Origin of the sequence: Ramlibacter sp. WS9 (genome assembly GCF_003797765.1) — a bacterium.
Taxonomy (GTDB): Bacteria; Pseudomonadota; Gammaproteobacteria; order Burkholderiales; family Burkholderiaceae_C; genus Ramlibacter.
The window spans coordinates 288,083-313,867 of record NZ_RKMB01000004.1 but is presented as its reverse complement, the minus strand read 5'-3'; the positions used below and the strand labels follow the sequence as shown (position 1 = coordinate 313,867).

The following is a 25,785-nucleotide window of genomic DNA, read 5'->3' as shown; positions in this document are numbered from 1 at the left end:
CGTGCGCCGCTGGTCGACCGATGCGGTGGGCAGCGCACAGCGCCTGGACTACTGGGTCGGCGCCGTCTGCGAGGCTTTCCTCGAGATGGACTGCAGCTCGAGCCAGGCGCGGGTGTTCGAGGGGACACTCACCAGCGTCGCGGCCGACGTGCTTTCGTTCAACCAGGTGATCGCCAGTACCCAGGACGTCTATCGCACACCGGCGGCCATCGCCCGCGGTGGCCAGCACCCCTTCTACCTGATCGCGCAGCACGGCAGCGGCTGGCACGTCCGCCAGCACGGGCATGCGGCCCACCTGCGCGCGGGCGATGCCGTGCTGGTGGATTCCGCGCAGCCCTACGAGCTGCACTTCCCCGAATCGCTGACCGTGATGTCCATCGCGCTGCCCCGCCACTGGGTCGGGCGCTGGCTGGCCGAGGTGGACAGTGCCGCGCCACGCGCGGTGGCGCGCGAACGCGGCTGGGGCCAGGCGCTGTCTGCCCTGTGCATGCAATTCGCGCGCGAGCCTTTGCTGGCGGCGAGCTATCCGTCCGCGCTGCTGTCGGATCACCTGGGCGCGATGCTGGCGGCCGCGCTGGAACCCGTCCAACAGCCGTGCACATTCTCGAGCCGCGGACTGGTGGAGCGCGCACAGCAAGCGCTGAAAGAGCGGCTTGGTGAATTCGGTCTGGTTGCCGACACGCTGGCGCAGGCTCTCGGCGTTTCGCCACGCACGCTGCACCGCGCCTTCGCTGCAGAGCAAATCACCTTCGCCGGCACGCTGCGCCGCCTGAGGCTGGAGCGGGCGCGGGAACTGCTGGTGCAGCCGCGGCTCGCCGGGCTGACCATCGGTGAAGTGGGGCGGCGCTGCGGCTTTCCCGATCCGTCGCACTTCGTCCGCGAATTCCGGCAAGCCTGGGGCATGACGCCCGCGCGATGGCGCAGGCAGGCCATGCCCATGGCGCATTGACGCCAGCACGGCCAGGCCTTCGTTCCTACGCTTGAAAACCACGGTTCCGGACAGTCCGGTGCCGAATTTCAACGAAGGAGACAGCGATGCAACGCAGAAATTTCATGAGCCAGATGTCCGCCGGGGTGGCCGGCGCGGGCCTGGCCGCTTGCGGCGGGGGCAACGCGGGCGGCACCGGAAGCAAGCCGACGTTCGTGTTCGTCCACGGCGCATGGCACGGCGGATGGTGCTGGTCCGAAACGGTCCGCCTGCTGGCAGAAAAAGGCTATCCCGCGCTGGCGCTCGACCTGCCTGGGCACGGCATCACGGCCAGGTTTCCGGCGTCGTACCTTGCGCAGCCGCAAAACACAGCCGCCTTGTCCACCGAGGTGTCGCCGCTCGCCGCGTTGACGCTCAACGACTACCGCGACCATGTGCTGAAGGTGATCCGTGGACTGACGCAAGACGGCAGCGGCCCGGTCATCCTGGTCGGGCACAGCCTGGGCGGCGCGACGCTGAGCGCGGTGGCCGAGGCCGCTCCGCAATTGATTCGCCGCCTGGTGTACCTCACGGCCTTCGTGCCCGTGGCGTTTCAGACCGTGATCGAATATCTGCTCCAGCCCAACTTCGCCAGCTCGGAAGTGCCGCCCTTGTTCGTGGCCGACCCGACCGTCGTCGGCGCTTCCCGCATCAACCACGACTCGGCCGATGGCGGCTACGTGGCCCGCGACAAGAGCGCGTTCTATCACGACGTGAGCGACGCGGCTTTCCCTGCCGTCGCCAACCTGCTCACGCCCGATGAACCGATCCAGGCGTTCACCACACCCGTCGGCGCGACTGCGGCGCGGTGGGGCAGTGTTCCGCGCGCGTTCATCCGCTGCACCGGCGACCGCGCGATTCCCATCGCGGTGCAGGACAAGATGATCGCGGACGCGGACGCTTTCACACCCGGCAATGCGTTCGTGCAAAAGACCTTGGCGACCAGCCATTCGCCGTTCGTGTCGAATCCGTCGGCGCTGGTGGACGCGCTGGTTTCCGTGGCTTAGACCTTCTGGTCCGAGAACAAATCGAACACCAGACTGCGCAGCCACTGGTTCGCCGGCGCCTTGTGGAACTTCGCGTGCCAGAAGACGTTGATGGCGACCTCGGGCAGGGTGGCCGGGTGCGTGACGTAGGCCAGGCCGAAAGGCTCCGTCATGCGCTCGGCAAGGCGTTCCGGCACGGTTGCCACCATGTCGGTTGCCTGCAGGATGTGGCCGATGGCAACGAAGTGCGGCACCGTCAGGCTGACGCGGCGCTCGACGCCGCTGCGCTTGAGCACTTCATCCACTTTCCCGTGGCCCGTGCCCTCAGAGACGATCAGCAGGTGCTCGGCGGCACCGAACTCGGCGAGTGACACCTTGCGCTTGTCCAGCTTGTGGCCTTTGCGGAACATGCACACATAGCGCTGGCGAAACAGCCGCCGCTGAAAGAAACCGGCTTTCAGCTGCGGCAGCAGCCCGATCGCCAGGTCGACCTTGCCGGCTTCCATGTCGTCGCGCAGGTTGGCCGCCGTGTTGCGCACGGTGCTCACCGTGACGCCGGGCGCGTCGCGGCGCAGCCGCTCCATGAGTTTCGGCAGAAAGTAGATTTCGCCGATGTCCGTCATGCCCAGGACGAAAGAACGATCGCTCGCCACCGGCTCGAAGCTGGACCGTTGGTTCAGCGCGCTGTGGATCATGCCCAGGCCGTAGTTGATCGACTCCGACAGCTGCTCCGCGAAAGGCGTGGGCTCCATGCCGGACGGCGTGCGCAGGAACAGCTCATCGCCCAGCAGCTTGCGCAGGCGCGCCAGCGCATTGCTCACGGCAGGCTGCGAGAGGCCCAGAGCTTCGGCTGCGCGCGAGACGCTGCGCTGCGCCAGCAATTGCTTGAACACCACCAGCAGGTTCAGGTCGATCTCTTCGAGTTCCATAGTTTATTCATGGCAGTGATGTTCGCTATTCATCGGATTCTATTGGCGAATGGGTCGAAGCGGCCGATCATCCGTCAACACCTCACCGTAACCCAATGGAAATCCTTGTCCAGCCTCTGCAGCGCACCCTGACCGTCAAGCCGGGAGTGAACTTGCTCGAAGCCCTGCGCGAGAACCAGGTGCCGGTGTCGTACAGCTGCACCGCGGGCCGCTGCGGCACCTGCCGGTGCAAGGTGATCGAAGGCGAGGTTCTCGAATCGGGCCATGACTCGGCCCGGCCGCAGGGCGTGCAGCAAGAGCGCTACGTGCTGGCCTGCCAGACCTTCGTCACCGAGCCTTGCACGATCGAGATTCCTGAACCCGACGAAGTGGTGGTCCACCCGGCGCGCATCCTCAAGGCCACTGTCGTGGCGATCGAGAGCATGACGCACGACATCAAGCGCCTGCAACTCAAGCCGGCCAAACCGCTGGAGTTCTCGCCCGGCCAATACGCGCAGCTGCAGTTCACGCCCGAACATGTCCGTCCGTATTCGATGGCGGGCCTCTGCAGCGACGAGCTGCTCGAGTTCCACGTGCGGCTGGTGCCCGGTGGGCGCGTCACCGGCTACATCGCCAACACCCTGAAGGTCGGCGACAGCGTGCGCGTCAGCGGCCCGATGGGCTCGGCCTACCTGCGCCGCAAGCACACGGGCCCCGTTCTGTGCGTGGCCGGCGGCACCGGGCTCGCACCGATTCTCTCCATCATCCGCGGCGCCGCGCAGGCGGGCATGAGCAACGCGATCCACCTGTACTTCGGTGTGCGGTCGGCGCGCGACGTGTACGGCCTGCCGTGGCTGCACGAGCTGCGCGAGCGCTATCCGCAACTGCAGCCGCACGTGGTGGTGACGGCCGGCGACCAACTGCCCGGCCAGCGCAACGGCCTGGTCACCGACGCCATCGCCAAGGACTGGGGCGACCTGAGCGGTTGGCGCGCCTACCTGTGCGGCTCGCCGCCCATGGTCGAGGCGACGACGCTGCTCGCGCAGCAGAAAAAGCTGGCGCCCGAGCAGATCTACGCAGACGCCTTCTACGCCAGCGCGAGCTGAAGCCGCAAGCAACGCTTTCGATCGGAAATCTCCAGAGAACCCATATGCAATACGCCGTTCCCCCACCCCAACTCCCCACGCTCAGTGTCGCCGGCCGCGACGAGCGCTTCCCGGTCAACCGCATCTTCTGCGTGGGCCGCAACTATGCTGCCCATGCGCGCGAGATGGGAAAAGACCCGGACCGGGATCCGCCGTTCTTCTTCATGAAACCGGCCAACGCCGCCGTCGACGCGACGCAAAAGGCCACCGTGCCTTACCCGCCCAAGACCGCCAACTACCACCATGAGATCGAACTGGTGGTGGCGATCGGCAAGGGTGGGCGCGACATCCCGGTGGATGGCGCGCTCGAACATGTCTACGGCTATGCCGTCGGCCTGGACATGACGCGCCGCGACCTGCAGCTGGAAGCACGCGACAAAGGCCGGCCGTGGGAATTCGGCAAGTCCTTCGCGCTGTCGGCACCTGTCGGAACGGTGCATCGCGCACAAGACATCGGCCATCCCTCCGAAGCCGCCATCAGCCTCACGGTCAACGGCCAGCCGCGCCAGGCGTCGGACATCGCCAAGCTGATCTGGTCGGTGTCGGAATGCATCGCGCATCTGTCGGAGTACGAGACGCTGGAACCGGGCGACCTGATCATGACCGGCACGCCTGAAGGCGTGAACGCGGTCGTCACGGGCGACGAGATGCGCGGCGCCATTCACGGCCTGGGCGAGATCGTCGTGACCGTGACCGCCTGAATCCGCGGACAACGAGGAGACTTTCATGAGCGACATGTTCCCCACCGAGCCGCGCTGGGAGCTTCCCGGCACCAGCCGCATCCCGTTTCTCGCCTACACCAGCGACGAGCTGTACCAGCGCGAGCTGGAGCGATTCTTCTACAAAGGCCACTGGTGCTATGTCGGCCTGGAGGCCGAGATCCCGAACGCGGGTGATTTCAAGCGCACGGTGATTGGTGAGCGCTCGGTGATCATGGTGCGCGACGCCGACGGTTCGGTGAACGTCATCGAGAACGTCTGCGCCCATCGCGGCATGCGGTTTTGCCGCGAGCGGCATGGCAATCGCAAGGACTTCGTCTGCCCGTACCACCAGTGGAGCTACACGCTCAAGGGCGACCTGCAGGGCGTGCCGTTCCGCCGTGGCGTCAAGCAAGAGGGCAAGGTGATGGGCGGCATGCCGGCCGACTTCGACACCAAGGAACATGGCCTGACCAAGCTGAAGGTCGCCAGCCGCGGCGGCGTCGTGTTCGCTTCCTTCGATCCCGACGTTGAATCCCTCGAAGAGTTCCTGGGCCCGGACATCCTGGGTTACTTCGACCGCCTGTTCAACGGGCGCAAGCTGAAGATCCTCGGCTACAACCGCCAGCGCATCCCGGGCAACTGGAAGCTGATGCAGGAGAACATCAAGGACCCGTACCACCCGGGCCTGCTGCACACCTGGTTCGTGACCTTCGGCCTCTGGCGCGCCGACAACAAGTCCGAGCTGAAGATGGACGACAAGCACCGCCACGCCGCCATGATTTCCACGCGCGGCAATGCCGGCAAGGCCGGCGAGGCGACGCAGGTGTCCAGCTTCAAGGAGAGCATGCAGCTGAACGACCCGAGCTTCCTGGACATCGTGCCCGAGCCCTGGTGGGGCGGGCCGACGGCGGTGATGACGACCATTTTCCCGAGCGTGATCCTGCAGCAGCAGGTCAACAGCGTGTCGACGCGCCACATCCAGCCGAATGGCACCGGCTCCTTCGATTTCGTCTGGACCCACTTCGGTTTCGACGACGACACCGAGGAGATGACGCAGCGCCGGCTGCGGCAGGCCAATCTGTTCGGCCCCGCCGGTTTCGTCTCTGCCGACGACGGCGAGGTGATCGAGTTCTCGCAACAGGCCTTCGAGAGCAAGCCCTTCCACCGCACTTTGGCGGAGTTGGGCGGGCGCGAGGTGGGCAACACCGATCACATGGTCACCGAGACGCTCATACGCGGCATGTACCGCTACTGGCGCGAAGTGATGGAAGCCTGACCATGAGCAGCGCAACGATCAACTTCGAAGACTACCTGGCGCTGACCCAGCTCTACGCCGACTACGCCATCGCTGTCGACAGCGGCAACTGGGACCTGTGGCCGGAGTTCTTCATCGACGACTGCATCTACCGCTTGCAGCCGCGTGAGAACTTCGAGCGGGGTTTTCCGCTCGCCACGCTGGCCTTCACCAGCAAGGGCATGTTGAAGGACCGCGTTTACGGCATCCAGGAGACGCTGTTCCACGACCCGTACTACCAGCGGCACGTGGTGGGCAGCCCGGCGATCCGCAAGGCCGAGGCCGGTCGCTTTGAGTGCGAGGCCAACTACGCGGTGTTTCGCACCAAGCTGTCGGATGCATCCACCGTGTTCAACACCGGCCGCTACATCGATGTCGTCGTGCGCACGGACGCGGGGCTGAAGTTCGCCTCGCGCCAGTGCATCTACGACAGCGAAATGATCCCCAACTCCATCATCTACCCCATCTGATCATGACCTCATGGATTGACGCCCTGGCGGCAGATGACCTGCCTTCCGACGATGTGATCGGCCTCGCCGTGGCAGGCCGCGACATCGCCGTCTACACCGTTGGCGATGCGGTCTACGCCACCGACAACACTTGCACCCATGGCCAGGCCCGCCTGTGCGATGGCTTTCTCGATGGCCACGAGATCGAATGCCCGCTGCACCAGGGCAAGTTCGACGTGCGCGACGGCCGGCCGACGTGCGACCCGGTGACCGAAGCCCTGCGCAGCTACCCCGTGAAGATCGAAGGCAGCCGTGTCTTCGTGCAGATCGACTGACAGAAACTTCCAGGAGACAAACCATGTTCAAACTCTCACGCCTTGCGGTGGGCGCGGCTCTCTGCGCCACGCTTTCCGCCCACGCCACCACCATCGGCCTGATGGCACCGCTCTCCGGCCCCCAGGCCCTGGTCGGCCAGGACCAGGTCGATGGATTCATGCTCGCGTTGGAACAACTCGGCGGCAAGCTGGGCGGCCAAGCCACCACGGTGCTGAAGGAAGACGACCAGCTCAAGCCCGAGATCGGCCAGCAGGCCGTGCGCAAATTCATCGACAAGGACAAGGTCGACGTCATCGTCGGCCTGAGTTTTTCGAACGTGCTGATGGGCAGCCTGCCGCGGCTGGCGGAGTCCGGCGTCGTCGCCATCGCCACCAACGCGGGGCCGTCGCCTATCGCGGGCGCGTCGTGCAAGGCCAACGTGTTCTCCGTCGCGTGGCAGAACGACGGCGCGGCGGAAGCGATGGGCAAGTTGGCGCAAGACAAAGGCGTCAAGCGTGTGTACCTGATGGCGCCCAACTACCAGGCCGGCAAGGACATGGTCACCGGCTTCAAGCGTTTCTTCAAGGGCACGGTGGTCGATGAGGTCTATACGCAGGTCAACCAGCCGGACTACTCGGCCGAGCTGGCACAACTGCAGCAAGCCAAGCCCGATGCGGTGTTCGCTTTCTACCCCGGCGGCATGGGCGTGAATTTCGTCAAGCAGATGAACCAGGCCGGGTTGCTGCCCAAGCTGCCGCTGTACTCCGTGTTCACCGTCGACGGCACCACGCTGCCGTCGCTGCGGGACGCGGCAGCGGGCACCATCAGCGGCGCGATGTGGGACGCCGCGCTCGACACGCCGGAGAACCGCAAGTTCGTTGCCGCCTTCGAGGCAAAGTACAAGCGCACGCCGAGCGAGTACGCGGCCACCGGCTTTGACGCCGCCAACCTGCTCGACGCGGCGCTGCGCAAGACCGGCGGCGATGCCGGCAAGCTCGCGGCCGCGGTGAAGACAGCCGGCGGCGAGTTCAAGTCGGTGCGTGGCCCGTTCCGCTTCAACAACAACAACCTGCCGGTGCAGAACTACTACGCGTTCGAAGCGGTAAAGCAGGGCGCCAACGTGACGATCAAGCACGTGGCGACACCGCTCAAGGACCACAGCGACGCGTACCACGCGCAATGTGCGCTGAGATGACCCACCCCCGAAGCGCCTTCGGCGCCTCCCCCTCAAGGGGGCGACACCAGCGGCCCGGCAAAGCCGGTTCCGCGGTGTCCCCCGAAAGGTCAGCACCATGAGCATGACACTCTTGTTCGCCCAATTGCTCAACGGACTTCAGTACGGCGTGCTGCTGTTCCTGCTGGCGGCGGGCCTGACGCTGGTGTTCGGCATCATGAGTTTCGTGAACCTGGCGCACGGCTCGCTGTACATGATGGGCGCTTACGCGGCAGCCATTGCCTACGCTGCCACGGGTTCGTTCGCGCTCGCGCTGCTGGCAGCGGCGGCCGCGGCGCTGGTCCTCGGCCTCGCACTCGAAGTCGTCGTTGTGTCGCGGCTCTACCGGCGCGACCACCTGGACCATGTGCTCGCCACCTTCGGGCTGGTGCTGTTCTTCAACGAACTGGTCCGCATTGTCTGGGGCCCGCAGCCTTACTTCGTGCAGGTGCCCGAAGCGCTGTCCGGCACGGTCAACCTGCTCGGTTTCAACTACCCGTCGTACCGTTTCGCGATCATCGGGGCGGGGCTGCTGGTGGCCGTGGGGTCGTACCTGCTGATCCACAAGACGCGCATCGGCATGCTGATCCGCGCCGGCGCGCAGAACCCGCAGATGGTGGCGGCGCTGGGCGTGAACATTCGCCTGCTCAACGCGATGCTGTTCGCGGTGGGCGCGATGCTGGCGGGGCTGGCCGGTGCCATCGCGGCGCCGATTCTCTCCGTGCAGTCCGGCATGGGCGAGCCGGTGCTGATCACCACCCTGGTGGTCATCGTCATCGGTGGCATTGGTTCGGTGAGCGGCGCCTTCTACGCCGCGCTGATCGTGGGCCTGGTCGACACGTTGGGCCGCGCATTCCTGCCCATGCTGCTGCGCCAGATGGCGGAGCGCTCGGTGGCGGATGCCGCCGGGCCTGCTCTGGCGTCGATGAGCGTGTACCTGTTGATGGCCGTGGTGCTGGCCTGCCGGCCACAGGGCCTGTTTCCCGCGAAGCGGGGGTGAGCCCAATGACGACATCCAATCTCCTGCGACCGGCCACGCTGGTGCCGCTGCTGCTGTTGGCGGGTCTGGCGCTCGTGCCGCTCATCGCGACGGCGGTGGGGCAGCCGTTCTGGATCGCGTTTTTCGCGCGCATCATCATCTACGCCATCGCGGCCAGTGCCCTCAATCTCGTGCTGGGTTACGGCGGCCTGGTGAGCTTCGGCCACGCCCTGTTCCTCGGTATCGGCGCTTATGCCGTGGCACTGCCTTCGTTCTTCGAGATCGGCAACGGCTGGCTCCACCTCGCGCTGTGCCTGGCCGCGAGCGGCGCGGCGGCGCTGTTGACCGGCATGATCAGCCTGCGCACCTCGGGCATCGCCTTCATCATGATCACGCTGGCCTTCGCGCAGATGGGCTACTTCCTCTTCGTGAGCCTGAAGAACTTCGGCGGTGACGACGGTCTGCCCGTGGGCCACACCAGCCGCTTCGGGCCGCTGAACCTGGGTTCGCCGCTGGCGGTGTACGGCGCGTCATTCGTGGTGCTGTTGCTGGTCACCTGGTGGATGGCCCGTTTGCGTGTCGCGCCCTTTGGCATGGCCCTGCGTGGTGCGCAGCAGAATGCTCGCCGCGTCAACGCCATCGGTTTGCCGGCGCGGCGCTACCAGCTCGTGGCCTACACGGTCTCCGGCATGGTCTGCGGGGTGGCCGGGATGCTGCTGGCCAATCTCAACGCCTTCGCGTCGCCCAGCACGCTGGCCTGGGCGGTGTCGGGCGAGCTGATCGTGATGGTGGTGCTGGGCGGCATCGGCACGGTGTTCGGGCCGTTGCTGGGCGCGCTCGTCTTCCTGGGGCTGGAGGAAGTCCTGAAGGGATTCACGGAGCATTGGATGGTGGTGTTCGGGCCGCTGATCGTGCTGATGGCGTTGGCGGGGAAGCGCGGTCTGGCCGGGCTCCTGGATGTCGCATTTCCCAAGCGCGCCACCAGCCCCCAGCCCCACTTCCACCCCAAGAAAAGGTCGAAGCCTTTTCTTGGGGACCCCGGAGACCCTCCCCCAGCGGGGGAGGGAGCAATACCATGACCCCCCTGAAAACGCACAACCTCGTCAAACGCTACGGCGGCCTGCTTGTCACCGACAACGTCTCGCTCGACATCGCGCGTGGCGAACTGCATGCCGTCATCGGGCCCAACGGTGCGGGCAAAACCACCCTCATCAATCAGCTGAGCGGCGAGCTCGCTTCCGACGCAGGAACGATCCGCTTCGGCGGCGCCGACGTCACGGCTTTGCCCGTGCACGAACGCGCGCGGCAGGGTCTCTTGCGCTCCTACCAGATCACCTCGATTTTCGAGGATTTCAGCGTGCTCGAAAACGCCGCACTCGCCGCGCTGGGCGCACGCCAGCATGCCTGGCGCTTCTGGCAGCCGATGCTCGGCAACGCCAAAGCGCGAACCGCAGCCGACGAAGCGCTGAGCGCAGCGGGACTCGCGCATCGCGCGCATGTCCCGGCGGGCGAGCTGGGCTACGGCGAGCGGCGCCAGCTGGAACTGGCGATGGCATTGGCCGCGCAGCCCGCCTTCCTGCTGCTCGACGAGCCGATGGCGGGCATGAGCGCGCAAGAGTCGGCGGCAGTCATCGCTCTGCTCAAGGGGCTGAAGGGCCGCTACACCATCCTGCTCGTGGAACACGATATGGACGCCGTGTTCGCATTGGCCGACCGCATCAGCGTGCTGGTCTACGGGAAGGTGATGTTCACCGGTACGCCCGACGAGATCCGCAACCACCCCGAGGTGCGCGCCGTGTACCTGGGCGAAGAAGCGCTGTGAGAAAGGACAAGTGATGGACCCATTCCTTTCCGTGCGGCAACTGCAGGCCGGCTACGGCCGCGCGCAGGTGCTGTTCGACATTTCCTTCGACGTGCAGCCGGGCCAGGTGGTGACGCTGCTGGGCCGCAACGGCATGGGCCGCTCGACCACGGTGAAGTGCCTGTTCGGCATGCTGGCCGCCAGCAGCGGGGAGATATTCATCGGCGGCCAGCAGGTCCTGGGCGAGGGTCCGCACAAGATCGCCCGGCGCGGCCTGGCGCTGGTGCCCGAGGGCCGGCAGATCTTCACCGAACTGACGGTGGAAGAAAACCTGGTGGCCACGGCGCGCGACGATGCCGGCAAGGCCGACGCCTGGACACTGGATCGCGTTTACGGCCTCTTTCCGCGCCTGAGGGAACGCCAACAGAATCTGGGCTGGCAGCTCTCGGGCGGCGAGCAGCAGATGCTGGCCATCGGCCGGGCGCTGATGACCAACCCCAAGCTGCTGGTACTCGACGAAGCGACCGAGGGCCTGGCGCCGGTCATCCGCGAGGAGATCTGGCGAACACTCGCGCAGCTCAAACGCGACGGTCTTTCGCAGATCGTCATCGACAAGAACATCAGCCACCTGCTGCGGCTGGCTGACCGGCACTATGTGATCGAGAAAGGCCGTACGGTCTGGCAAGGGGATTCGGCCGCGCTGCGCGATCAGCCGGACATCGTGCGGCAGTACCTCGGGGTCTGATCCTTCGCCCTGCTATCCCAGGGTTGCCGGACTCAGCCACCGCAGCAGCATCGCCCGCAGTTCGTCCGGCTCGATCGGCTTCGTCAGGTAGTCGTTCATGCCCGCCGCGAAGCAGGCCTGCCGGTCCTGCTCCATCGCGTTGGCGGTCATCGCCACGATGCACAGGCCCTGCAGCCTCTCGATGGCGCGGATGGCGCGCGTCGCGCTGGCCCCGTCCATCTCCGGCATTTGCATGTCCATGAAGACCAGGTCGTAGGGCGCCGCCTGAACCATGTCGACGGCGATGCGGCCGTTGTCCGCCACGTCGACAACGACGCCGAAGTCCAGCAGCATCTCGCGCGCGACGATCTGGTTGATGTCGTTGTCCTCCACCAGCAGGATGCGGGCGCCTCGCATGGCTGCGAGCGCGGCGTCGGTGGGCGTTTCGGCCGGGGTGGCGGCCGGCCACCGCTGTGCGTCCGTTGCCAACGCCACGCGCGCCGAGAACCAGAAGGTGCTGCCCTTGCCGTACTCGCTTTCCACGCCCACTTCGCCGCCCATCAGGGCGGCCAGCTGCTTGGAGATGGCCAGGCCCAGGCCCGTGCCGCCGAACTTGCGCGTGGTCGAGCTGTCGGCCTGGTTGAAGCTCTGGAACAGCCGCGCGATCTGCTCCGGCGTGAGGCCGATGCCGGTGTCGCGCACGCGGAAATGCAGCAGCACGTTCTCGGCCGTGCGCTCGCTGGCGCGAACGGAGATGGCGATCAACCCGCGTTCGGTGAACTTGACGGCGTTGTTGGCGTAGTTCAGCAGGATCTGGCCCAGGCGCAGCGAGTCGCCCGCCAACTGCGCAGGCACGTCGGATGCAACGTCGAACACGAGCTCCAGGCCCTTGGCGTGGCATTTCTCGCCGACCAGCACCGCGACGTGGTCCAGCAGGTTCTGCAGCTCGAAGCCGGCGCACTCCAGCTCCAGTTTGCCGGCCTCCACCTTGGACAGGTCGAGGATGTCGTTGATGATCCCCAGCAGATGCTGGCCCGAGCCCTGGATCTTCTCGACGTAGTCGCGCTGGCGATCGTCCAGCCCGGTCTTGAGCGCGAGGTGCGACAGGCCGATGATCGCGTTCATCGGCGTGCGGATCTCGTGGCTCATGTTGGCCAGGAACTCCGACTTCATGCGCGTGGCCTGTTCGGCGCCGTCTCTGGCGCGGCGGATCTCCTCGTTGGCTTCCGACAGCTCCCGCGTGCGCTCCTGAACCCGGCGTTCCAGACTTTCGTAGACCTGGACGTTGACCAGGGAGACGGCGAGTTGCCCGGCAATCAGCTGCACGGCGTCCAGGCGTTCGGCACCGAACGCCGAACGCGTCTGCTGCTGCTCCAGCACCAGCACCGCGCGCACGTCGCCCTGGTGGAGGATGGGCACGGCCATCAGCGAGCGGCAGCCCGACGCGCGCAGGCTGGGGTCGCCGGCAAAGCGGTCGTCATGCGCGACCTCGTCGACGAGCAGCGGCTCGCGTGTGCGCTCCACATAGCGCAGCACCGACGTCGGCAGCGTCGCCCTGTCGTCACCAGCCGGACGCCAGTCCCGCAGCTCGTCATCCCAGAGCGCGAATCGCACCGCGGTCGCTCCCGTCATCCCGGCCAGCAGCTTCGCGACCCGCGCTTGGAGGCGCCCAAGGCTGGTCTCCGAGCCGAGCGCCTGCGAGGCGCGCAGGATGGCCAGCAGGTCGATCGCGTCGGCGCCCGCCACAGCCGCCCGCATCGCCGGTGCCTCGGCGAGCGAGCGCAGTTGCGGGTGAGCCTGCTCCAGCTGCCGCACCTTGGCCCCGGCGCCCCACGCGTCGTAACGACGGTGCGCTTCCGCGAGCCAGGCCAGGCCGCTGTGTTCCAGGCCCTGCGCCAGGTGGAAGCGCGCGGCCCGCTCGGCGATCAGCGCCGCATGCCAGGGACGCTGCCGCGTGGCTGCATCGCGCAGCGCGGTTTCGTAGGCCCGAAGCGCCGCCCAGCGGTCGCCGGTGCAGGCGGCGCGTTCGGCCGCCAGCCACAGCACCACATGGCTGAAGTTGCCGGGCGCGTCCGCGGCGCGGCGCGTCATCCACGCCTGCACGCGATCGAACTCGGCCAACAGCGATGTTTGCGCCGGGGGCGCCGCCCGCATGCGGTCGGCCCAGGACAACGCCTGCAGCAGCAGCGTGGTGCTGTACGAATAGAAGTGCCTCAGGTCGCGCGCAGCCTCCATGGCCAGCGGCGCCTGCAGCGCCAGCGTGGAGTCGTCGCCTCGCACCGCCGCGTGCAACGCGCGCAGCGTGTAGTACCGGGCTCGCTGCACCATGTCGTCGGCCGGCGGCTCGGCCGAGTTTTCGGGGGTGGACGCGCCATGCTGCAGCATGTCCACCAGCCATCGGGCCGAGCGGAAGTTTCGCAGGGCCATGAGATTGCCGGTGCGCTGTCCGAAGGCCAGCGCCGCGTCGAGCTCGACGGCGTAGTCCGTCAGCGTCGGGGCGCAGTCGCGCAGCGCGATCAGCAGCGGCACGTAGGTGAAGGTGGCATTTTGCAGATCGCCGCCTTGCAGCAGGCCTTCGCGCGCGCTGAGCAAGCCGGGCACACTGCGCTCCAGCGGCTCGAACCAGTGGCTGGCGCCCAGCCCGAACAGGAAGCGCGCCTGGGAGGTGGCCGGCTCGAAGCCGCGCGTCGCGGCGACCGCCAGAAGGTGGCGCATGAGGTCGTAGCAGCCGCGGTAATCGTGGCCGGGAACGATGGCCACATGGCCCACGTGCGCCAGCGGCCCGACCAGCTCGGCACAGGGTCCGTGGCTGCGCCACAGGCGCAGGGCGAGGGTGATCAGCCAGGCCATGGCATCGCGGTCGCAGCGGTGCGCCGGCGGCATCAGGCGGTTGATCAACTTGCCGGCGGCGCGCACGCGCAAGTCGTGCGCCCGCGGGCGGTCCAGATCCGCGGTGGCGTGTGTCATCACATCGACCATCGCCTGCACGAAGTCGGCGGCCGCTTGTTCGCGTGGCCGTTGAAGCTGCTCGAAGCCGAGCTCGCGCAGCGTCCGCAGGCCGAGATCGACCGCGTCCTTCAACCGGCCGCGATTGGCCAGGCTGGCCACTTGCGCGCAGGCGGTGTCCACGCGCTCCAGCAGCTCGCCGCCGGCAGACTCGATCTGCGCGTAGATCGCATCGGCTTCCTCCAGCCGGCCCAGGTTGCACAGCACGCCATGCCGTGCACCGGCAACCGCGGCCTGCAAGGCGCCGGCGCCGGTGTCGCCCTGGACGAGGCCGGCCGCCGAGGAGAGCAGGCGTTCGGCCAGCGGCGGGTTCTGCGTCTGCAAGTCCATTGCATGGCGGTACAGCAGGTCCGCGGCCTGCTCGCGCTCGGGCGCCGCGCGCAACGCATCGACCACCGGCAGGTACTGTTCCGCCGCGAGGTCGGCGCACCCGGGCGACGCGGCCAGCCGCCGTGCCAGCAGCAGGTGCAGGCGCTGCCTGGAGGCGGGTGTGAGCTGGCCGTAGGCCGCCTGCCGGACGCGGTCATGCCGGAAAGCCACGGCCGGACCTCCCGCATCGCCGGGCTGCAACAGGCCTTCCTCGAAGACGCGGGCCAGCGCCACGTGCAAGGCCTGCGACGGCATGCCTGCGAGGCTGGCGAGCAGGTCCAGGCGCACGTCACCGCCCAGGCAGGCGAGCAGCGAGAGTACGCGCCGCGTGGCCCGCGGCAGCCGGCGCAGCCGTGCCAGCAGCAGGTCCATCACCTCGTGGGCGGCGACGTGGCGGCGGATCGCGTCAGCATCCCATCGCCAGCCCTCGTCGGTGGATGCCAGCAGGCCGTCGGTGCGCAGGGCGTTGACGAGTTCGATGGTGTCGAACGGGTTGCCCGCCGTGCGCGGATACAGCGCCGCCGCCATCCCCGCCGCCGGTTCGGACTGCAGGCGCAGCATGCCGCCCAACAACTGGGCCAGCGCGTCGGGCGTGAGGTTCGCCAGCGGCAGCGGGTTTGGCGCCACACCCAGGCTCCGCCAGCGCGCGAGCTTCGCGTGCAGCGGATGCGTGGGGTCGGCCTGCGTGTCCCGGCTGACCAGCACCAGCAGCAGGCTGCCGAGCGAAGGCTCGGTCAGCAGCGCGTCGATGATGGACAGCGATCGCGGGGACGCCCACTGGACGTCGTCCAGGACCATGACGATGGGCCGGTCGCTGTCCGACAGCAGGCGCAGCACGTCGACCGACACGCGCAGCAGCCGCTGCGTGCCCAGCACCGGGTCCTCGATCGTGGGCTCCGCCGCGACGCCGAGCACCTGCATGAACTCGGGGTTGATTCCGGCGAGCAGGCCCGCGTTGGCCCCGAGCGCGCGCAGCATGCGTTCGCGCAGCGGCTGAAGGCGCGCGTCGGGCTCGGCCAGCAGCAAGCGGCCGAGGGCACGGAAGCACTGATGGATGGCGCTCGTGGTGATGTCCTGCCGCTGCGCGTCGAACCGGCCCGCCACGAACCAGCCTTGCCTCTCGGCCACGGCGGCGCGCAGTTCGCTCACCAACGCGGATTTGCCGACACCGGGCGCGCCCGTCACCAGCACGCTCGTAAAGGTGCCGCGCGCGGCTTGCGCCACGGCGGCATTCAGCACGGCGAGCTCGCGCTCGCGGCCCACCGGTCGGGCGGGCGGGATCAATCGCTCGCCGAAGTCCCGCTCGCCCAGGGTGAAGGGGCTTTCATCGAAACGGGCCAGGCGTTCGCACAGGGAGGCCAGATCGAGTCGCAGCCCTTCGGCGCTCTGGTAGCGGCGCTCGGGTTCCTTTTCCAGAAGCCGCATGATCATGTCCGAAAGCGCGCGCGGCACCGCCCGGTTCAGCTCGTGCGGCGGTGTCGGCACGCAGGCCAGGATGTCGTGGACTCGTTGCAGGGGATCGACGGCTTCGAACGGCAAGCGCCCGGCCGCCCATTCGTACAGCATCACGCCGAAGGCGTAGAGATCGGCGCGCGGGTCGACGCCGTGCCCCGTGCGCCCGGTCTGCTCCGGCGCCGTCCATGGCGAGGCAGCGGCGGTATCCGAGGCTCGGGCCGGGGACACGGCGCTGCAAGCCGTTGCGCGGCTGAACCCGGTCCACAGCGCCCGCCCCGGTGGCGGCGGCACCAGCACGTTGTCGGGGCGGATGTTGAGATGCGCGATGCCACGGCGGTGGATCGCGGCCAGCGTCTGGAGCAAAGGCAGGGCCAGGTCCAGCAGCGCCGGCAAGGACATCTGGCGCCGGCGCAGCAGGTCCGGCAAGGACACGCCGCCCGCGTCCTCCAGCAGCAAGGCGTCGGCCGGCTGCGGGCCGGCCACGAGCTGTGGCACACCGGGCACGCCGGCCAGCCGTTGGAGCACCTGGCGCTCGGCGCGCAGGCGCTCCGACGCCAAGGGCGGCTGAAGGCGCTTGCAGTGGACGCCCGGAGCGGGCGCCGGCTCGGGAGCCGGCTCGGGAGCTGCGTGGTGGGAAATGGTGAGAGCCTGATTCATCGGGGCCAGGAAGTCTGGGCCAATGAAATCATCGCAGGATCGCCCGACTTTGCGAAATCTGCTTATCCGGCTTAGGCGTTTTGCTTACGGGGGGCGCGCCGGCGCTACTTCGCGACCAGCTCCGCCAGCCGCTGCGAGGTCTCCGGCGACTGCAGCGAGGCTTCGTACGCCGCGCGGCCCATCTCCTCGGTCCAGCCGCCGGCCACGATGGCGTCGATGTGCCGCTTCATTGAACTCACGGCCTTGGGCTCGCAGCGCAAAAGGCCCTCCCGGTAGGCAGCTATCCTGGCTTGCATCCCCTCGCGCTCGACCAGGTCGGTAAGAAAGCCGATCCGAAGCAACTCATCGCTTTCCAGTGTCATGGATGTCAGGAAGATCTTCTTGGCCGTGGTGGAACCCAGCCGTGAGACGAATCGCCGCAGGCCCCCCGGGTAGTAGTGCAGCCCGAACCGCGCGGCCGGCATGAACAGCTTGCAGCCGCGCACCCCGATGCGAAAGTCGCAGGCGAGCGCGAAGTCGGTGCCGCCGCCGTACGCGCTGCCATTCATGGCGCACAACGTGGGGATCTCAAGCGATTCCAGCGCGTCGAGCATGTCCTCGAGCGTTCGGTCCAGGTGCGTGCCGATCCGGGCGAGCGTGTAGCCGGAGCAGAAGGTTCTCTCGCCTTCGCCGGTGATCACGAGGAGCCGGATGGAAGCGTCGCTTCTCACCGTCTCGATGTGGCGCAACAGCACGGCCGGGTCGTCGGGATCGATCCGGTTGTGATGGTGGGGGCGTCGCAGCGTGACGGTCGCCACCTGGTCGGCGACTTCCAGGGTCGGGCTGGATCCGGAATTCATGGCTGCTGTTCGCGGCGGTGCTGCACGATGACGCCGTCGCGAGCAAGCGCCTTCAGGTCCGAGTCGGAGAAGCCGAGTTCACGCAGCACCTCGAAGGTGTGTTCACCCAGCACCGGGGGCGCGCGGCGAATGGATTCGCCTTGGACGCCGTCGAAGGAGATGGGAGACCCCACCTGGCGGATGCGGCCGAGCTCGGCGTGCTCGGCTTCCTCGACCAGTTTGCAGTGGATGACCTGCTCATCGGCAAACACGTCGGCCAGTGTGTTGATCGGCCCCGCCGGGATGTCCGCGGCCAGGAACAACCCGGTCCACTCGCGGCGTGTGCGTTCTCGCAGGCGCGCTTCGAGGATTTCCTTCAACTCCGCCCGCCGCTCGATCCGCAGTGCGTTCGTCGCATAGCGCGCATCTTCGACCAGGCCTGCAAGCCCCAGCACATCGCACAAGCGCTTCCACATTTCGGTGGTGGCCGGCGCAATGTTCAAAGGCCCGTCGGCGGTCTGGAAGACACCATAAGGAGAGATGACGGGGTGCGTATTCCCCGCAAGGCCCGGCACTTCGTCCAGGCTCAGGTAGCGCTGGGCCTGCACGCTCATGAGCCCGACGAGGGAGGACAGCAGCGAGGTCTCGACCCGCCGCCCCTTGCCGCTCGCGTTGCGCTGCGCAACCGCGGCCAGCACACCAATGGCGCACCACATGCCGGCAGTCTGGTCGCCGATGGCAACTCCCACCCGCACCGGTCCCGATTCGGGCGTTCCTGTGACGCTCATCAAGCCTGAATAGCCCTGCGCGATCTGGTCGAAGCCGGGACGTTCGCCCGCAGGGCCGGTTCGCCCGAAGCCGGTGACGCTTGCATAGATGAGCCGCGGGTTCAACTCGGCCAATGCCTCATAGCCGAGACCCATGGCCTCCACTGCGCCCGGCCGGAAGTTTTCTGCGACGACATCGCACTGCACAGCCAGGCTTCTCAGCATGTCGAGCGCACGCGGGTCGCGGAAGTTCACGGCAATGCCGCGCTTGTTGCGGTTGCCGCTGAGGTAATAGGCGCTCGTTCCGCGATCGAACGGGCCCCACTGGCGGATCATGTCGCCCCCCGTCGGCTCGACCTTGATCACATCGGCGCCGAGGTCGCCCAGGATCATGGTGCAGAAGGGCCCGGCCAGGGCGCGGGTGAGGTCCAGAACGCGGATGCCGGCGAGCGGCAGGGTTTCGGGGTTCATCTAGGGGTTCTCCTGGGGACGGCTTGCCAAACGCAGGATCGCAGTCTATATTGCATACAACGGAAATGCAACCATTGTGCAATCAAGGAGCCACATGCGGAAACCCAACATCCTTTTCATCATGGCGGACCAGCTCTCGGCGCCGGTGCTGCCGTTCCACGGCAACCCCGCGCTGAAGGCGCCGCACCTCCAGGCGCTCGCCGAGCGATCGGCCGTCTTCGACAACGCGTACTGCAACTTCCCGTTGTGCGCGCCCGCGCGTTTCTCGCTGCTCGCCGGCCAGTTCGCGACACGCATCGGCGCGTTCGACAACGCCTGCGAATTCCAGGCGGCCACGCCGACGCTGCCGTACTACCTCGCGCAGCAGGGCTACAAGACCATCCTCAGCGGCAAGATGCACTTCGTCGGGCCGGACCAGAAGCACGGATTCGAAGAGCGGCTCACCACCGACATCTACCCGGCCGACTTCGGCTGGGTGGCGGACTGGGCGGAGGGCGAGTTCAGCTTCTACTCGCCGGGCCACAACCTGAGCACCGTGGACGAGAGCGGGTCGTGCTTCCGCAGCCTGCAGCTCGACTTCGATGAGGAAGTCGAAGCCAAGGCCATCCAGCGCCTCTATGACCTCGCGCGTGAAGACGAGCAGCCGTTCTTCATGTGCGTCTCGTACACGCATCCGCATCCGCCGTATCACATCCCGCCCGAGTACCTGGACCGCTATTCGCCGGAAGAGATCAACCTGCCCATCGTGGGCGACATGCCGATGGAAGAGCGCGACAAGCTGAGCCAGTGGGTGCAGTACTCGCACGGCCTGGACAAGCAGGGTGCCACCGACGAGCAAATCCGGCGCGCCCGCCACGCGTACTACGCCATGGTCAGCTACATCGACGACAAGGTCGGTCACCTGCTCGAGACGTTGAAGCGCACCGGCTTCGACGACAACACCATCGTCGTGTTCACTTCTGACCACGGCGACATGCTCGGCGAGCGGGGCATGTGGTTCAAGCGCGTGTTCTTCGACTGGTCGTGCAAGGTGCCGCTCTTGATCCACCACCCGCAACAGGAAAAGCAGCGCCGTATCGCCCAACCGGTTTCGCACGTGGACCTGCTGCCGACTCTCGTCGACTTCGCCACCGGCGGTTCGCCCCCGCAATGGGTGGAGCCCATCGATGGCCGAAGCCTGGCGCCGCTGATCGCCACCGGCGACGAACCCGGCCAGCCGGAGGCGTTTGCCGAATACACGGCCGAAGGGGTAACGGGGCCTTGTTGCATGCTGCGCCGAGGTCGCTACAAGTACGTGTACACGCACGGGCACCCGGACCAGCTGTTCGACATGCAGGAAGACCCGAACGAGCTGGTCAACATCGCGAAGCAGCAGCCACAGGTGCTCGACGATCTCAAGGCTCGCGTGCTCGCGCGCTGGGATCCGGAGACCATCAAGACCGAGGTGATCAAGAGCCAGGCCCGGCGCAAGTTCATCAACGCGTTGCCGGATGCGCTGCAACCCGTATGGGACTACCAGGCAACTGTCGACGACACGCGCCGCTTCGTGCGGCGCGGCAGCGCCCGCGTGATCAAGGTCAAGAAGCGTTGGCCGCCTGTGGCATCGCCGTCCACGGTGAAATGAAAGGAGCAGCACAAATGAGCGAGCAGAGCCTGTTACCCGACACCGACCCGCACCGCCTGGCGCGGTCCCTCAGCGGCCTCAACCTCGTTGATGGCGCACTCACCAATTCGATCTCGGGAAAGAGCTTTCCGGTCGTGAACCCGGCGACCGGGCGAGAGATCGGCCATGCCGCCGAGAGCGATGCGCGCGACGTCGAGCGCGCGGTTGAAGCGGCTGCCCGTGCCCAGCCTGCATGGGCGGCGATGCCGGCGCGCAAGCGCGGCGCCTTGATCGCGGAATGCTCACGACTGCTCTCCGACCACGTGGAGGAGCTTGGCCGCTTGGTGGCCCTGGAGACCGGCAAAGCGCTGCGCACCGAGAGCCGGGTCGAAGCCTCGGTCGTCGCCGATGCGCTGCAGTTCTATGGCGGGCTGGCGTCGGAGCTGAAAGGCGAAACCGTTCCCTTCAACCCCGACATGCTGACGCTGACGCAGCGCGAACCGATCGGGGTGGTCGGCGTCATCATTCCGTGGAACGCACCCATGATGCTGATGGCGCTGAAGATCGCGCCGGCGCTGGTCGCGGGCAACACCGTCGTCGTGAAGTCGGCCGAGGAAGCGCCGCTGGCCGTGCTGCGGGTCTGCCAGATCCTCAACCAGAAACTTCCACCCGGCGTGCTCAACATCGTGTCGGGGTTCGGTCCCGAATGCGGAGCCCCGCTGGTTGCTCATCCTTCAGTCGGAAAGGTGACCTTCACCGGCTCGGTGGAAACCGGCAGGATCGTGGCCCGCACGGCCGGCGAGAAGCTGATTCCGGTGACGCTGGAACTCGGCGGCAAGAGCCCGATGATCGTGATGGACGACGCCGACATACCGAAGGCCGTCGCCGGCGCGGTGAGCGGCATGCGCTTCACGCGCCAGGGACAGAGCTGCACGGCAGCCAGCCGCATCCTCGTGCACGAGAAGGTGCACGACGAATTCGTCGCGGCCCTCAAGGCCAAGGTCGACGCCATGAAGATGGGCGACCCGCTCGACGAGGCAACGGACATCGGCACCATCATCTCGCGCGGGCAACTGGACAAGGTCCTCGGCTACATCGAAGCCGGGCGGAGCGTACCGGGCGCCAAAGCGCTGGAATGCTCGCAGCTTCCGGACGACGAGACACTTCGCAAGGGCCTGTTCGTGCGGCCGGTGATCTTCACCGGCCTCGACAACACGAGCCGCCTGGCCCGCGAGGAGATCTTCGGTCCCGTCACCTGCGTGATCCGCTTCTCGAACTACGAGGAAGCATTGGCCATGGCCAACGACAGCGTCTTCGGTCTGGCCGCGACCATCTGGACGCAGAACCTGAAGACGGCGCTGGACGCCACGCGGCGCCTGCAAGCGGGCTTCGTGCAGGTCAACCAGAACATCGTGGTGCAGCCGGGCCTGTCCTACGGCGGCGTCAAGCAGTCGGGCCTGGGCCGTGAGGCTTCGCTCGAGGCGATGCTCGACCATTTCACGCACAAGAAAACCATCATCTTCAACATGACCTGAAGGAGACATCCATGGCTGTCATCGGTTTCATCGGCCTGGGAAACATGGGTTTCCCCATGGCCTCCCGGCTCAGGCAGGCGGGGCACGATGTGCGCTGCTTCGACACCAGCGCCAATGCGCTGGAGCGCGCCGCAGCGGAAGGCATGTCGCCGCGAGGTTCGGTCGCCCAGACCGTGCAGGACGCGGACTTCGTCGTCACGATGCTGCCCAGCGGCAGCCATGTCATCAAGGTCCTTGCGAGCGAGCCGCTGCCGATCCGGGCGGATGCGCTGGTGATCGACTGCTCGACGATCGACATCGCATCCTGCGCGGTGTTTCACAAGACCCTGCAGGAGCGGGGCCTCGCGACGCTCGATGCACCCGTCTCCGGCGGCGTCGGCGGCGCCGCGGCGGGTACGCTCACGTTCATGGTCGGTGGCAGCGAAACCGCTTTCGAGCGTGCCCAGCCCATCCTGCAAGCGATGGGCAAGAACCTGATCCACGCCGGGCCCGCCGGCGCCGGCCAGGCCGCGAAGATCTGCAACAACATGCTGGCCGGCATCTCGATGCTGGCCGTGTCCGAGGCGCTTCACCTCGCGAAGCGCCTGGGTCTCGATACCCGCAAGTTCTTCGAGATCGCCTCGACGTCGTCCGGTCAGTGCTGGGCACTGACCAGCTATTCACCGGAACCGGGCCTGGTGCCGAGTGCGCCGTCCAACCGCGGCTACGAAGGCGGCTTCGCGTCGGAGCTGATGCTGAAGGACTTGCGCCTGGCCGAGCAGGCGGCCATCGCAAGCGGCTCGCCCGCCTTGCTTGGCGCCGCGGCGAGTTCTGTCTATGCCATGCACTGCGCCGCGGGCCGAGGCCGCCTGGACTTTTCCTCGATCATCCAAATGCTCGGCAAATGAACATAAGGAGACAAGATCATGAAGACCATGCAAAGTGTTCTGAAGGCGGTCATGGCCGTGGCATTGCTGGCCAGCAGCCCCTGCTTCGCGCAGGCTGACAGCGGCAAGCTCATCATCGGCTATCCACCGGGGCAATCGGTGGACGTCGTGGGGCGCCTGCTGGCGGGCCGCCTCGGCCCGGCGATGGGCCGCAACCTGATCGTGGAGAACATGCCCGGGCAGGCCGGCAGCGTCGCCTTGGCAGCCGTGGCCAAGATGCCGGCCGACGGCAGCATCATGACGCTGTCAGCGTCGGCGGCGATCGCGGGCAATCCGTTCCTGTACCGCAACGTGCGCTACGACAGCCAGAAGGACTTCGAGCCGATCGGCCTGATCTACGATGCGCCACTGCTGCTGCTGGTCAACAGCGCGCTGCCGATCCAGTCGTTCAAGGAGTTCGTGGCGTACGCCAAGGCGAACGCGGGGAAGGTCAACTACTCCTCGCCCGGCAACGGTTCGGTATCGCATCTCGCAATGACGGAGCTCATGCGCCGCACCGGCATCGAGATGACGCACGTGCCCTACCAGGGCGCGGCCAAGTCGCTGACTGACCTGGCGGCCGGGCAGGTGCAAGTCTCGTTCGACGCAGTAGCTGCCGCGCAGCCTTTCCTCGCGGGCGGTAAGGTCCGCGCGATCGCGGTGAGTTCACGCGAGCGAGTGCAGGTGATGCCCTCGGTGCCGACGGTCGCGGAAAGCGGCCTGGACGACTTCGACATGGTTCCATGGGTCGGCCTGCTCGCGCCTGCCGGCACACCGAAAGCGGTGATCGACAAGGCGAGCGAGGAGTTGGTCAAGATCGTGCGTTCGCCGGATTTCTCGCAGCGCATCGTGGCCATGGGAGGCCGGCCGCGCACGCTCCCGGCATCCGAATTCAAGGCGTTCGTCCAGAAGGAAATTGCTCATTGGTCCGCAATCGTCAAAGCCTCCGGGGCCAAGCTGGAATGAGGCAAGCCGCATCCTGTATAAGAACAACATGTCTTCAGCGAAATCCGGCGCCCTCGCCAAACGGGTCCCCCAAGCGTTGTCTGCCGAGCAGGTCTGCGACCGCATTCGTGCGGCGATCCTGCGGGGCGACTTGAAACCCGGCGAGAAGCTGACGGAGCAGGACCTCGCGGCTGAATTCGAGGTCAGCCGCACGCCGGTGCGTGAAGCGATTCGCCAGCTGGAAGTCGAGCGCCTGGTCGTGCGCACGCGATTCGTCGGTGTGACGGTCAGGCAGCTGACGCCGAAGGAATTGATCGAGCTGCTCGATATCCGCGAAGTGCTGGAGGGTCTTGTGGCGCGGCTGGCCACGCAGCACATGGATGCTGTTCATCTGCAGCGCCTGAAGAAGACACAGCAACTGCTGGCTGCCTGTGCAAGAAAGGGCGATGTGCCCAACTATCTGGAGCACGCGCTGGCGTTTCGGCGCGCGCTGATCGAATGCTGCCAGAGCGAAACCTTGGCCGACCAGGTGCTCAGCATCGAGAATCGCCTGCGACTGACGGGCAGCCGCACGGCGGCGATTCCCGGGCGCATGGAAGCCTCCATCGAGGAGCACGAGAAGCTGCTTCAGGCGATCTCGCGCGGGGACGCCGCCGCGGCGGAGCAGATCAACCGCGAGCGCATCCAGCACATTCGCGCCGCGGTGGCGAATTCACTGTCCTATTCGATTCTGTAGCGCGGCCCATTCGGGATCGTCAGCCATCCTCGGGCGGCAAGATCCCCTGCGCCTTGCACAAGGCGCCGAGAAATGCCCGGCCCAGGCGCGACGGCGCCGGCGAACGCGGCATCACGGCCACGAAGAGAACGTCGTACCGGCAGTCCGGCACGGGCACCTTCTTCATGAGCCCCTGCGCGATGAACCCGGCGGCATAGTGATCGGGCAGGAACCCGATGTAGCAGCCGGAAAGAACCAGGGTGGCAACCGCTTCCTGGTCCGTGACCGAGGCACGCCTGCGCAAACCGAATCGGTGTGTCGCCTCCATGTTGGGCGAATGGAAGCCGAGGCCCGCGTAGTCGCAGCCGCCCAGGTCATCCAGCGTCACAGCCGCTTCGGCGGCATCGAACAGCGGGTGCCGGCGTCCGCAATACAGCTCCATGCGCTCCGTGAACAGCGGCAGGTAGCGCAGCGCGTCGGAGCGCCGGTGGTCGGGGATGATGCCCAGATGGAAGCGGCCGTCCAGCACCCCCGACTCGATCGCGGCGGCCGTGTCGATCGTGACGTCGATGGCGACGGCGGGTGCAGTTTTCCGGAACTCGCGCACGGCGTCGTCGATGCGGGCTTCAGGATTGGTGGCGGTCTTGTCGAACAAGGCGAGCTGGAGCGATCCGCTCAGTTCCGACTGCATCTCGCGCACGTCATTCCTGAACGACTCCACCGAAGCGAGCAGCCGCTGCGCGGCCTCATATACCTGGACGCCCTCGGGCGTGAGCGCGAAGCCGCCACGGCCGCGGGTGCACAGCACGAAGCCCAGCCGTTCTTCGAGGTCGGCGACATGCCGGCTGACGGTCGAGCGCCCGATGTTCAGTTCGAGTTCGGCGGCAGACAGGCCGCCCGCGTCGACGACGGCCTTGAAGATTCGCAAGAGCCGGATGTCAACGTCGGCGATTTCGCCGATCAGCGCCTTGCGAACCATGATTGTTTCAATCCTATGCGCGTGAACTGTGATTCGTTGCAGTTTATCTTCTGCGTCCGCGCGGGAACAATGGCCCAA

Annotated in this window: 22 protein-coding genes; 17 read left to right on the top strand and 5 right to left on the bottom strand. The window is 66.9% G+C overall.

Annotated features, from left to right (window positions below; translation table 11 throughout):
* Nucleotide 1 precedes the first annotated feature (1 nt).
* Both EEB15_RS09565 and EEB15_RS09560 read left to right on the top strand, forming a co-directional pair.
* Entirely contained in the window at nucleotides 2-949 is a 948-nt protein-coding gene (locus tag EEB15_RS09565; protein WP_233259423.1) for a helix-turn-helix domain-containing protein, read from the top strand.
* Nucleotides 950-1,035: 86 nt separating this feature from the next.
* Nucleotides 1,036-1,974: an alpha/beta hydrolase gene (locus EEB15_RS09560; RefSeq protein ID WP_141509600.1), complete on the top strand. Its 939-nt coding sequence runs from the start codon at nucleotides 1,036-1,038 to the stop codon at nucleotides 1,972-1,974.
* Here the strand turns inward: EEB15_RS09560 and EEB15_RS09555 are convergent.
* A complete protein-coding gene (locus EEB15_RS09555) occupies nucleotides 1,971-2,882 on the bottom strand; it encodes a LysR family transcriptional regulator (RefSeq protein WP_141509599.1) in 912 nt (303 codons plus the stop codon). The genes EEB15_RS09560 and EEB15_RS09555 overlap by 4 nt on opposite strands.
* 95 nt (nucleotides 2,883-2,977) lie before the next feature.
* On the opposite strand from EEB15_RS09555, the gene EEB15_RS09550 reads away from it, so the two are divergent.
* The 10 genes from EEB15_RS09550 to EEB15_RS09505 all read left to right on the top strand — a co-directional run bounded on the left by EEB15_RS09550 (nucleotide 2,978) and on the right by EEB15_RS09505 (nucleotide 11,503).
* Nucleotides 2,978-3,967, top strand: coding sequence for a 2Fe-2S iron-sulfur cluster-binding protein (locus EEB15_RS09550; protein ID WP_141509598.1), 990 nt, complete (start codon nucleotides 2,978-2,980; stop codon nucleotides 3,965-3,967).
* Nucleotides 3,968-4,011: 44 nt separating this feature from the next.
* Nucleotides 4,012-4,707, top strand: a complete 696-nt coding sequence (locus EEB15_RS09545) for a fumarylacetoacetate hydrolase family protein (protein WP_141509597.1) — start codon at nucleotides 4,012-4,014, stop codon at nucleotides 4,705-4,707.
* A gap of 25 nt (nucleotides 4,708-4,732) precedes the next feature.
* Nucleotides 4,733-5,983: an aromatic ring-hydroxylating dioxygenase subunit alpha gene (locus EEB15_RS09540; RefSeq protein ID WP_141509596.1), complete on the top strand. Its 1,251-nt coding sequence runs from the start codon at nucleotides 4,733-4,735 to the stop codon at nucleotides 5,981-5,983.
* Nucleotides 5,984-5,985: 2 nt separating this feature from the next.
* Nucleotides 5,986-6,471, top strand: a complete 486-nt coding sequence (locus EEB15_RS09535; protein ID WP_199236494.1) for an aromatic-ring-hydroxylating dioxygenase subunit beta — start codon at nucleotides 5,986-5,988, stop codon at nucleotides 6,469-6,471.
* Between the two features lie 2 nt (nucleotides 6,472-6,473).
* Entirely contained in the window at nucleotides 6,474-6,785 is a 312-nt protein-coding gene (locus tag EEB15_RS09530) for a non-heme iron oxygenase ferredoxin subunit (RefSeq protein ID WP_370283472.1), read from the top strand.
* Nucleotides 6,786-6,808: 23 nt separating this feature from the next.
* Nucleotides 6,809-7,960 (top strand): ABC transporter substrate-binding protein, encoded by a 1,152-nt coding sequence (locus EEB15_RS09525; RefSeq protein ID WP_141509595.1) that lies wholly within the window; start codon nucleotides 6,809-6,811, stop codon nucleotides 7,958-7,960.
* A gap of 97 nt (nucleotides 7,961-8,057) precedes the next feature.
* Complete coding sequence (locus EEB15_RS09520) at nucleotides 8,058-8,978, top strand: branched-chain amino acid ABC transporter permease (RefSeq protein WP_141509594.1); 921 nt, start codon at nucleotides 8,058-8,060, stop codon at nucleotides 8,976-8,978.
* A 5-nt stretch (nucleotides 8,979-8,983) separates the two neighbouring features.
* The gene (locus EEB15_RS09515) at nucleotides 8,984-10,036 is read left to right on the top strand and encodes a branched-chain amino acid ABC transporter permease (protein ID WP_141509593.1); all 1,053 of its coding nucleotides are present in this window, start codon (nucleotides 8,984-8,986) and stop codon (nucleotides 10,034-10,036) included.
* A complete protein-coding gene (locus EEB15_RS09510; protein WP_141509592.1) occupies nucleotides 10,033-10,779 on the top strand; it encodes an ABC transporter ATP-binding protein in 747 nt (248 codons plus the stop codon). The genes EEB15_RS09515 and EEB15_RS09510 overlap by 4 nt, the downstream gene beginning before the upstream one ends.
* A 13-nt stretch (nucleotides 10,780-10,792) precedes the next feature.
* Nucleotides 10,793-11,503 (top strand): ABC transporter ATP-binding protein, encoded by a 711-nt coding sequence (locus EEB15_RS09505; RefSeq protein ID WP_141509591.1) that lies wholly within the window; start codon nucleotides 10,793-10,795, stop codon nucleotides 11,501-11,503.
* A gap of 12 nt (nucleotides 11,504-11,515) precedes the next feature.
* On the opposite strand, the gene EEB15_RS09500 is transcribed toward EEB15_RS09505, so the two are convergent.
* The 3 genes from EEB15_RS09500 to EEB15_RS09490 form a co-directional block, all read right to left on the bottom strand.
* Nucleotides 11,516-16,969: a trifunctional serine/threonine-protein kinase/ATP-binding protein/hybrid sensor histidine kinase/response regulator gene (locus tag EEB15_RS09500; protein WP_141509590.1), complete on the bottom strand. Its 5,454-nt coding sequence runs from the start codon at nucleotides 16,967-16,969 to the stop codon at nucleotides 11,516-11,518.
* 104 nt (nucleotides 16,970-17,073) lie between these two features.
* Entirely contained in the window at nucleotides 17,074-17,808 is a 735-nt protein-coding gene (locus EEB15_RS09495; RefSeq protein WP_141509589.1) for an enoyl-CoA hydratase/isomerase family protein, read from the bottom strand.
* Nucleotides 17,805-19,025: a CaiB/BaiF CoA-transferase family protein gene (locus EEB15_RS09490; RefSeq protein WP_141509588.1), complete on the bottom strand. Its 1,221-nt coding sequence runs from the start codon at nucleotides 19,023-19,025 to the stop codon at nucleotides 17,805-17,807. Before EEB15_RS09490 ends, EEB15_RS09495 begins: the two co-directional genes overlap by 4 nt.
* A gap of 94 nt (nucleotides 19,026-19,119) precedes the next feature.
* On the opposite strand from EEB15_RS09490, the gene betC reads away from it, so the two are divergent.
* From betC to EEB15_RS09465, 5 genes are read left to right on the top strand one after another with little or no spacing between them, the layout of a single operon-like run.
* Nucleotides 19,120-20,649: a choline-sulfatase gene (gene betC / locus EEB15_RS09485; protein WP_141509587.1), complete on the top strand. Its 1,530-nt coding sequence runs from the start codon at nucleotides 19,120-19,122 to the stop codon at nucleotides 20,647-20,649.
* Between the two features lie 14 nt (nucleotides 20,650-20,663).
* Nucleotides 20,664-22,163 carry an aldehyde dehydrogenase family protein gene (locus EEB15_RS09480; protein ID WP_141509586.1) on the top strand — a complete coding sequence of 500 codons (1,500 nt, stop codon included), beginning with the start codon at nucleotides 20,664-20,666 and terminating at the stop codon, nucleotides 22,161-22,163.
* Between the two features lie 11 nt (nucleotides 22,164-22,174).
* Entirely contained in the window at nucleotides 22,175-23,050 is an 876-nt protein-coding gene (gene mmsB, locus EEB15_RS09475) for a 3-hydroxyisobutyrate dehydrogenase (protein WP_141509585.1), read from the top strand.
* 18 nt (nucleotides 23,051-23,068) lie between these two features.
* On the top strand, nucleotides 23,069-24,034 hold the full coding sequence (locus EEB15_RS09470; protein WP_141509584.1) for a tripartite tricarboxylate transporter substrate binding protein: 966 nt from the start codon (nucleotides 23,069-23,071) through the stop codon (nucleotides 24,032-24,034).
* A 28-nt stretch (nucleotides 24,035-24,062) separates the two neighbouring features.
* The gene (locus tag EEB15_RS09465; RefSeq protein WP_141509583.1) at nucleotides 24,063-24,749 is read left to right on the top strand and encodes a GntR family transcriptional regulator; all 687 of its coding nucleotides are present in this window, start codon (nucleotides 24,063-24,065) and stop codon (nucleotides 24,747-24,749) included.
* Nucleotides 24,750-24,768: 19 nt separating this feature from the next.
* Here EEB15_RS09465 and EEB15_RS09460 read toward each other — a convergent pair whose 3' ends face one another.
* On the bottom strand, nucleotides 24,769-25,707 hold the full coding sequence (locus tag EEB15_RS09460) for a LysR family transcriptional regulator (RefSeq protein ID WP_141509582.1): 939 nt from the start codon (nucleotides 25,705-25,707) through the stop codon (nucleotides 24,769-24,771).
* Between the last annotated feature and the right edge of the window lie 78 nt (nucleotides 25,708-25,785).

Coding starts and splice junctions, on each gene's coding strand:
- EEB15_RS09535 (WP_199236494.1), top strand. CDS start 5,986: ATGAGCAGCGCAACGATCAACTTCGAAGACTACCTGGCGCTGACCCAG.
- EEB15_RS09495 (WP_141509589.1), bottom strand. CDS start 17,808: ATGAATTCCGGATCCAGCCCGACCCTGGAAGTCGCCGACCAGGTGGCG.
- EEB15_RS09540 (WP_141509596.1), top strand. CDS start 4,733: ATGAGCGACATGTTCCCCACCGAGCCGCGCTGGGAGCTTCCCGGCACC.
- EEB15_RS09460 (WP_141509582.1), bottom strand. CDS start 25,707: ATGGTTCGCAAGGCGCTGATCGGCGAAATCGCCGACGTTGACATCCGG.
- EEB15_RS09545 (WP_141509597.1), top strand. CDS start 4,012: ATGCAATACGCCGTTCCCCCACCCCAACTCCCCACGCTCAGTGTCGCC.
- betC (WP_141509587.1), top strand. CDS start 19,120: ATGCGGAAACCCAACATCCTTTTCATCATGGCGGACCAGCTCTCGGCG.
- EEB15_RS09555 (WP_141509599.1), bottom strand. CDS start 2,882: ATGGAACTCGAAGAGATCGACCTGAACCTGCTGGTGGTGTTCAAGCAA.
- EEB15_RS09510 (WP_141509592.1), top strand. CDS start 10,033: ATGACCCCCCTGAAAACGCACAACCTCGTCAAACGCTACGGCGGCCTG.
- EEB15_RS09530 (WP_370283472.1), top strand. CDS start 6,474: ATGACCTCATGGATTGACGCCCTGGCGGCAGATGACCTGCCTTCCGAC.
- EEB15_RS09480 (WP_141509586.1), top strand. CDS start 20,664: ATGAGCGAGCAGAGCCTGTTACCCGACACCGACCCGCACCGCCTGGCG.
- EEB15_RS09465 (WP_141509583.1), top strand. CDS start 24,063: ATGTCTTCAGCGAAATCCGGCGCCCTCGCCAAACGGGTCCCCCAAGCG.
- EEB15_RS09560 (WP_141509600.1), top strand. CDS start 1,036: ATGCAACGCAGAAATTTCATGAGCCAGATGTCCGCCGGGGTGGCCGGC.
- EEB15_RS09470 (WP_141509584.1), top strand. CDS start 23,069: ATGAAGACCATGCAAAGTGTTCTGAAGGCGGTCATGGCCGTGGCATTG.
- EEB15_RS09525 (WP_141509595.1), top strand. CDS start 6,809: ATGTTCAAACTCTCACGCCTTGCGGTGGGCGCGGCTCTCTGCGCCACG.
- EEB15_RS09550 (WP_141509598.1), top strand. CDS start 2,978: ATGGAAATCCTTGTCCAGCCTCTGCAGCGCACCCTGACCGTCAAGCCG.
- mmsB (WP_141509585.1), top strand. CDS start 22,175: ATGGCTGTCATCGGTTTCATCGGCCTGGGAAACATGGGTTTCCCCATG.
- EEB15_RS09515 (WP_141509593.1), top strand. CDS start 8,984: ATGACGACATCCAATCTCCTGCGACCGGCCACGCTGGTGCCGCTGCTG.
- EEB15_RS09505 (WP_141509591.1), top strand. CDS start 10,793: ATGGACCCATTCCTTTCCGTGCGGCAACTGCAGGCCGGCTACGGCCGC.
- EEB15_RS09520 (WP_141509594.1), top strand. CDS start 8,058: ATGAGCATGACACTCTTGTTCGCCCAATTGCTCAACGGACTTCAGTAC.
- EEB15_RS09500 (WP_141509590.1), bottom strand. CDS start 16,969: ATGAATCAGGCTCTCACCATTTCCCACCACGCAGCTCCCGAGCCGGCT.
- EEB15_RS09490 (WP_141509588.1), bottom strand. CDS start 19,025: ATGAACCCCGAAACCCTGCCGCTCGCCGGCATCCGCGTTCTGGACCTC.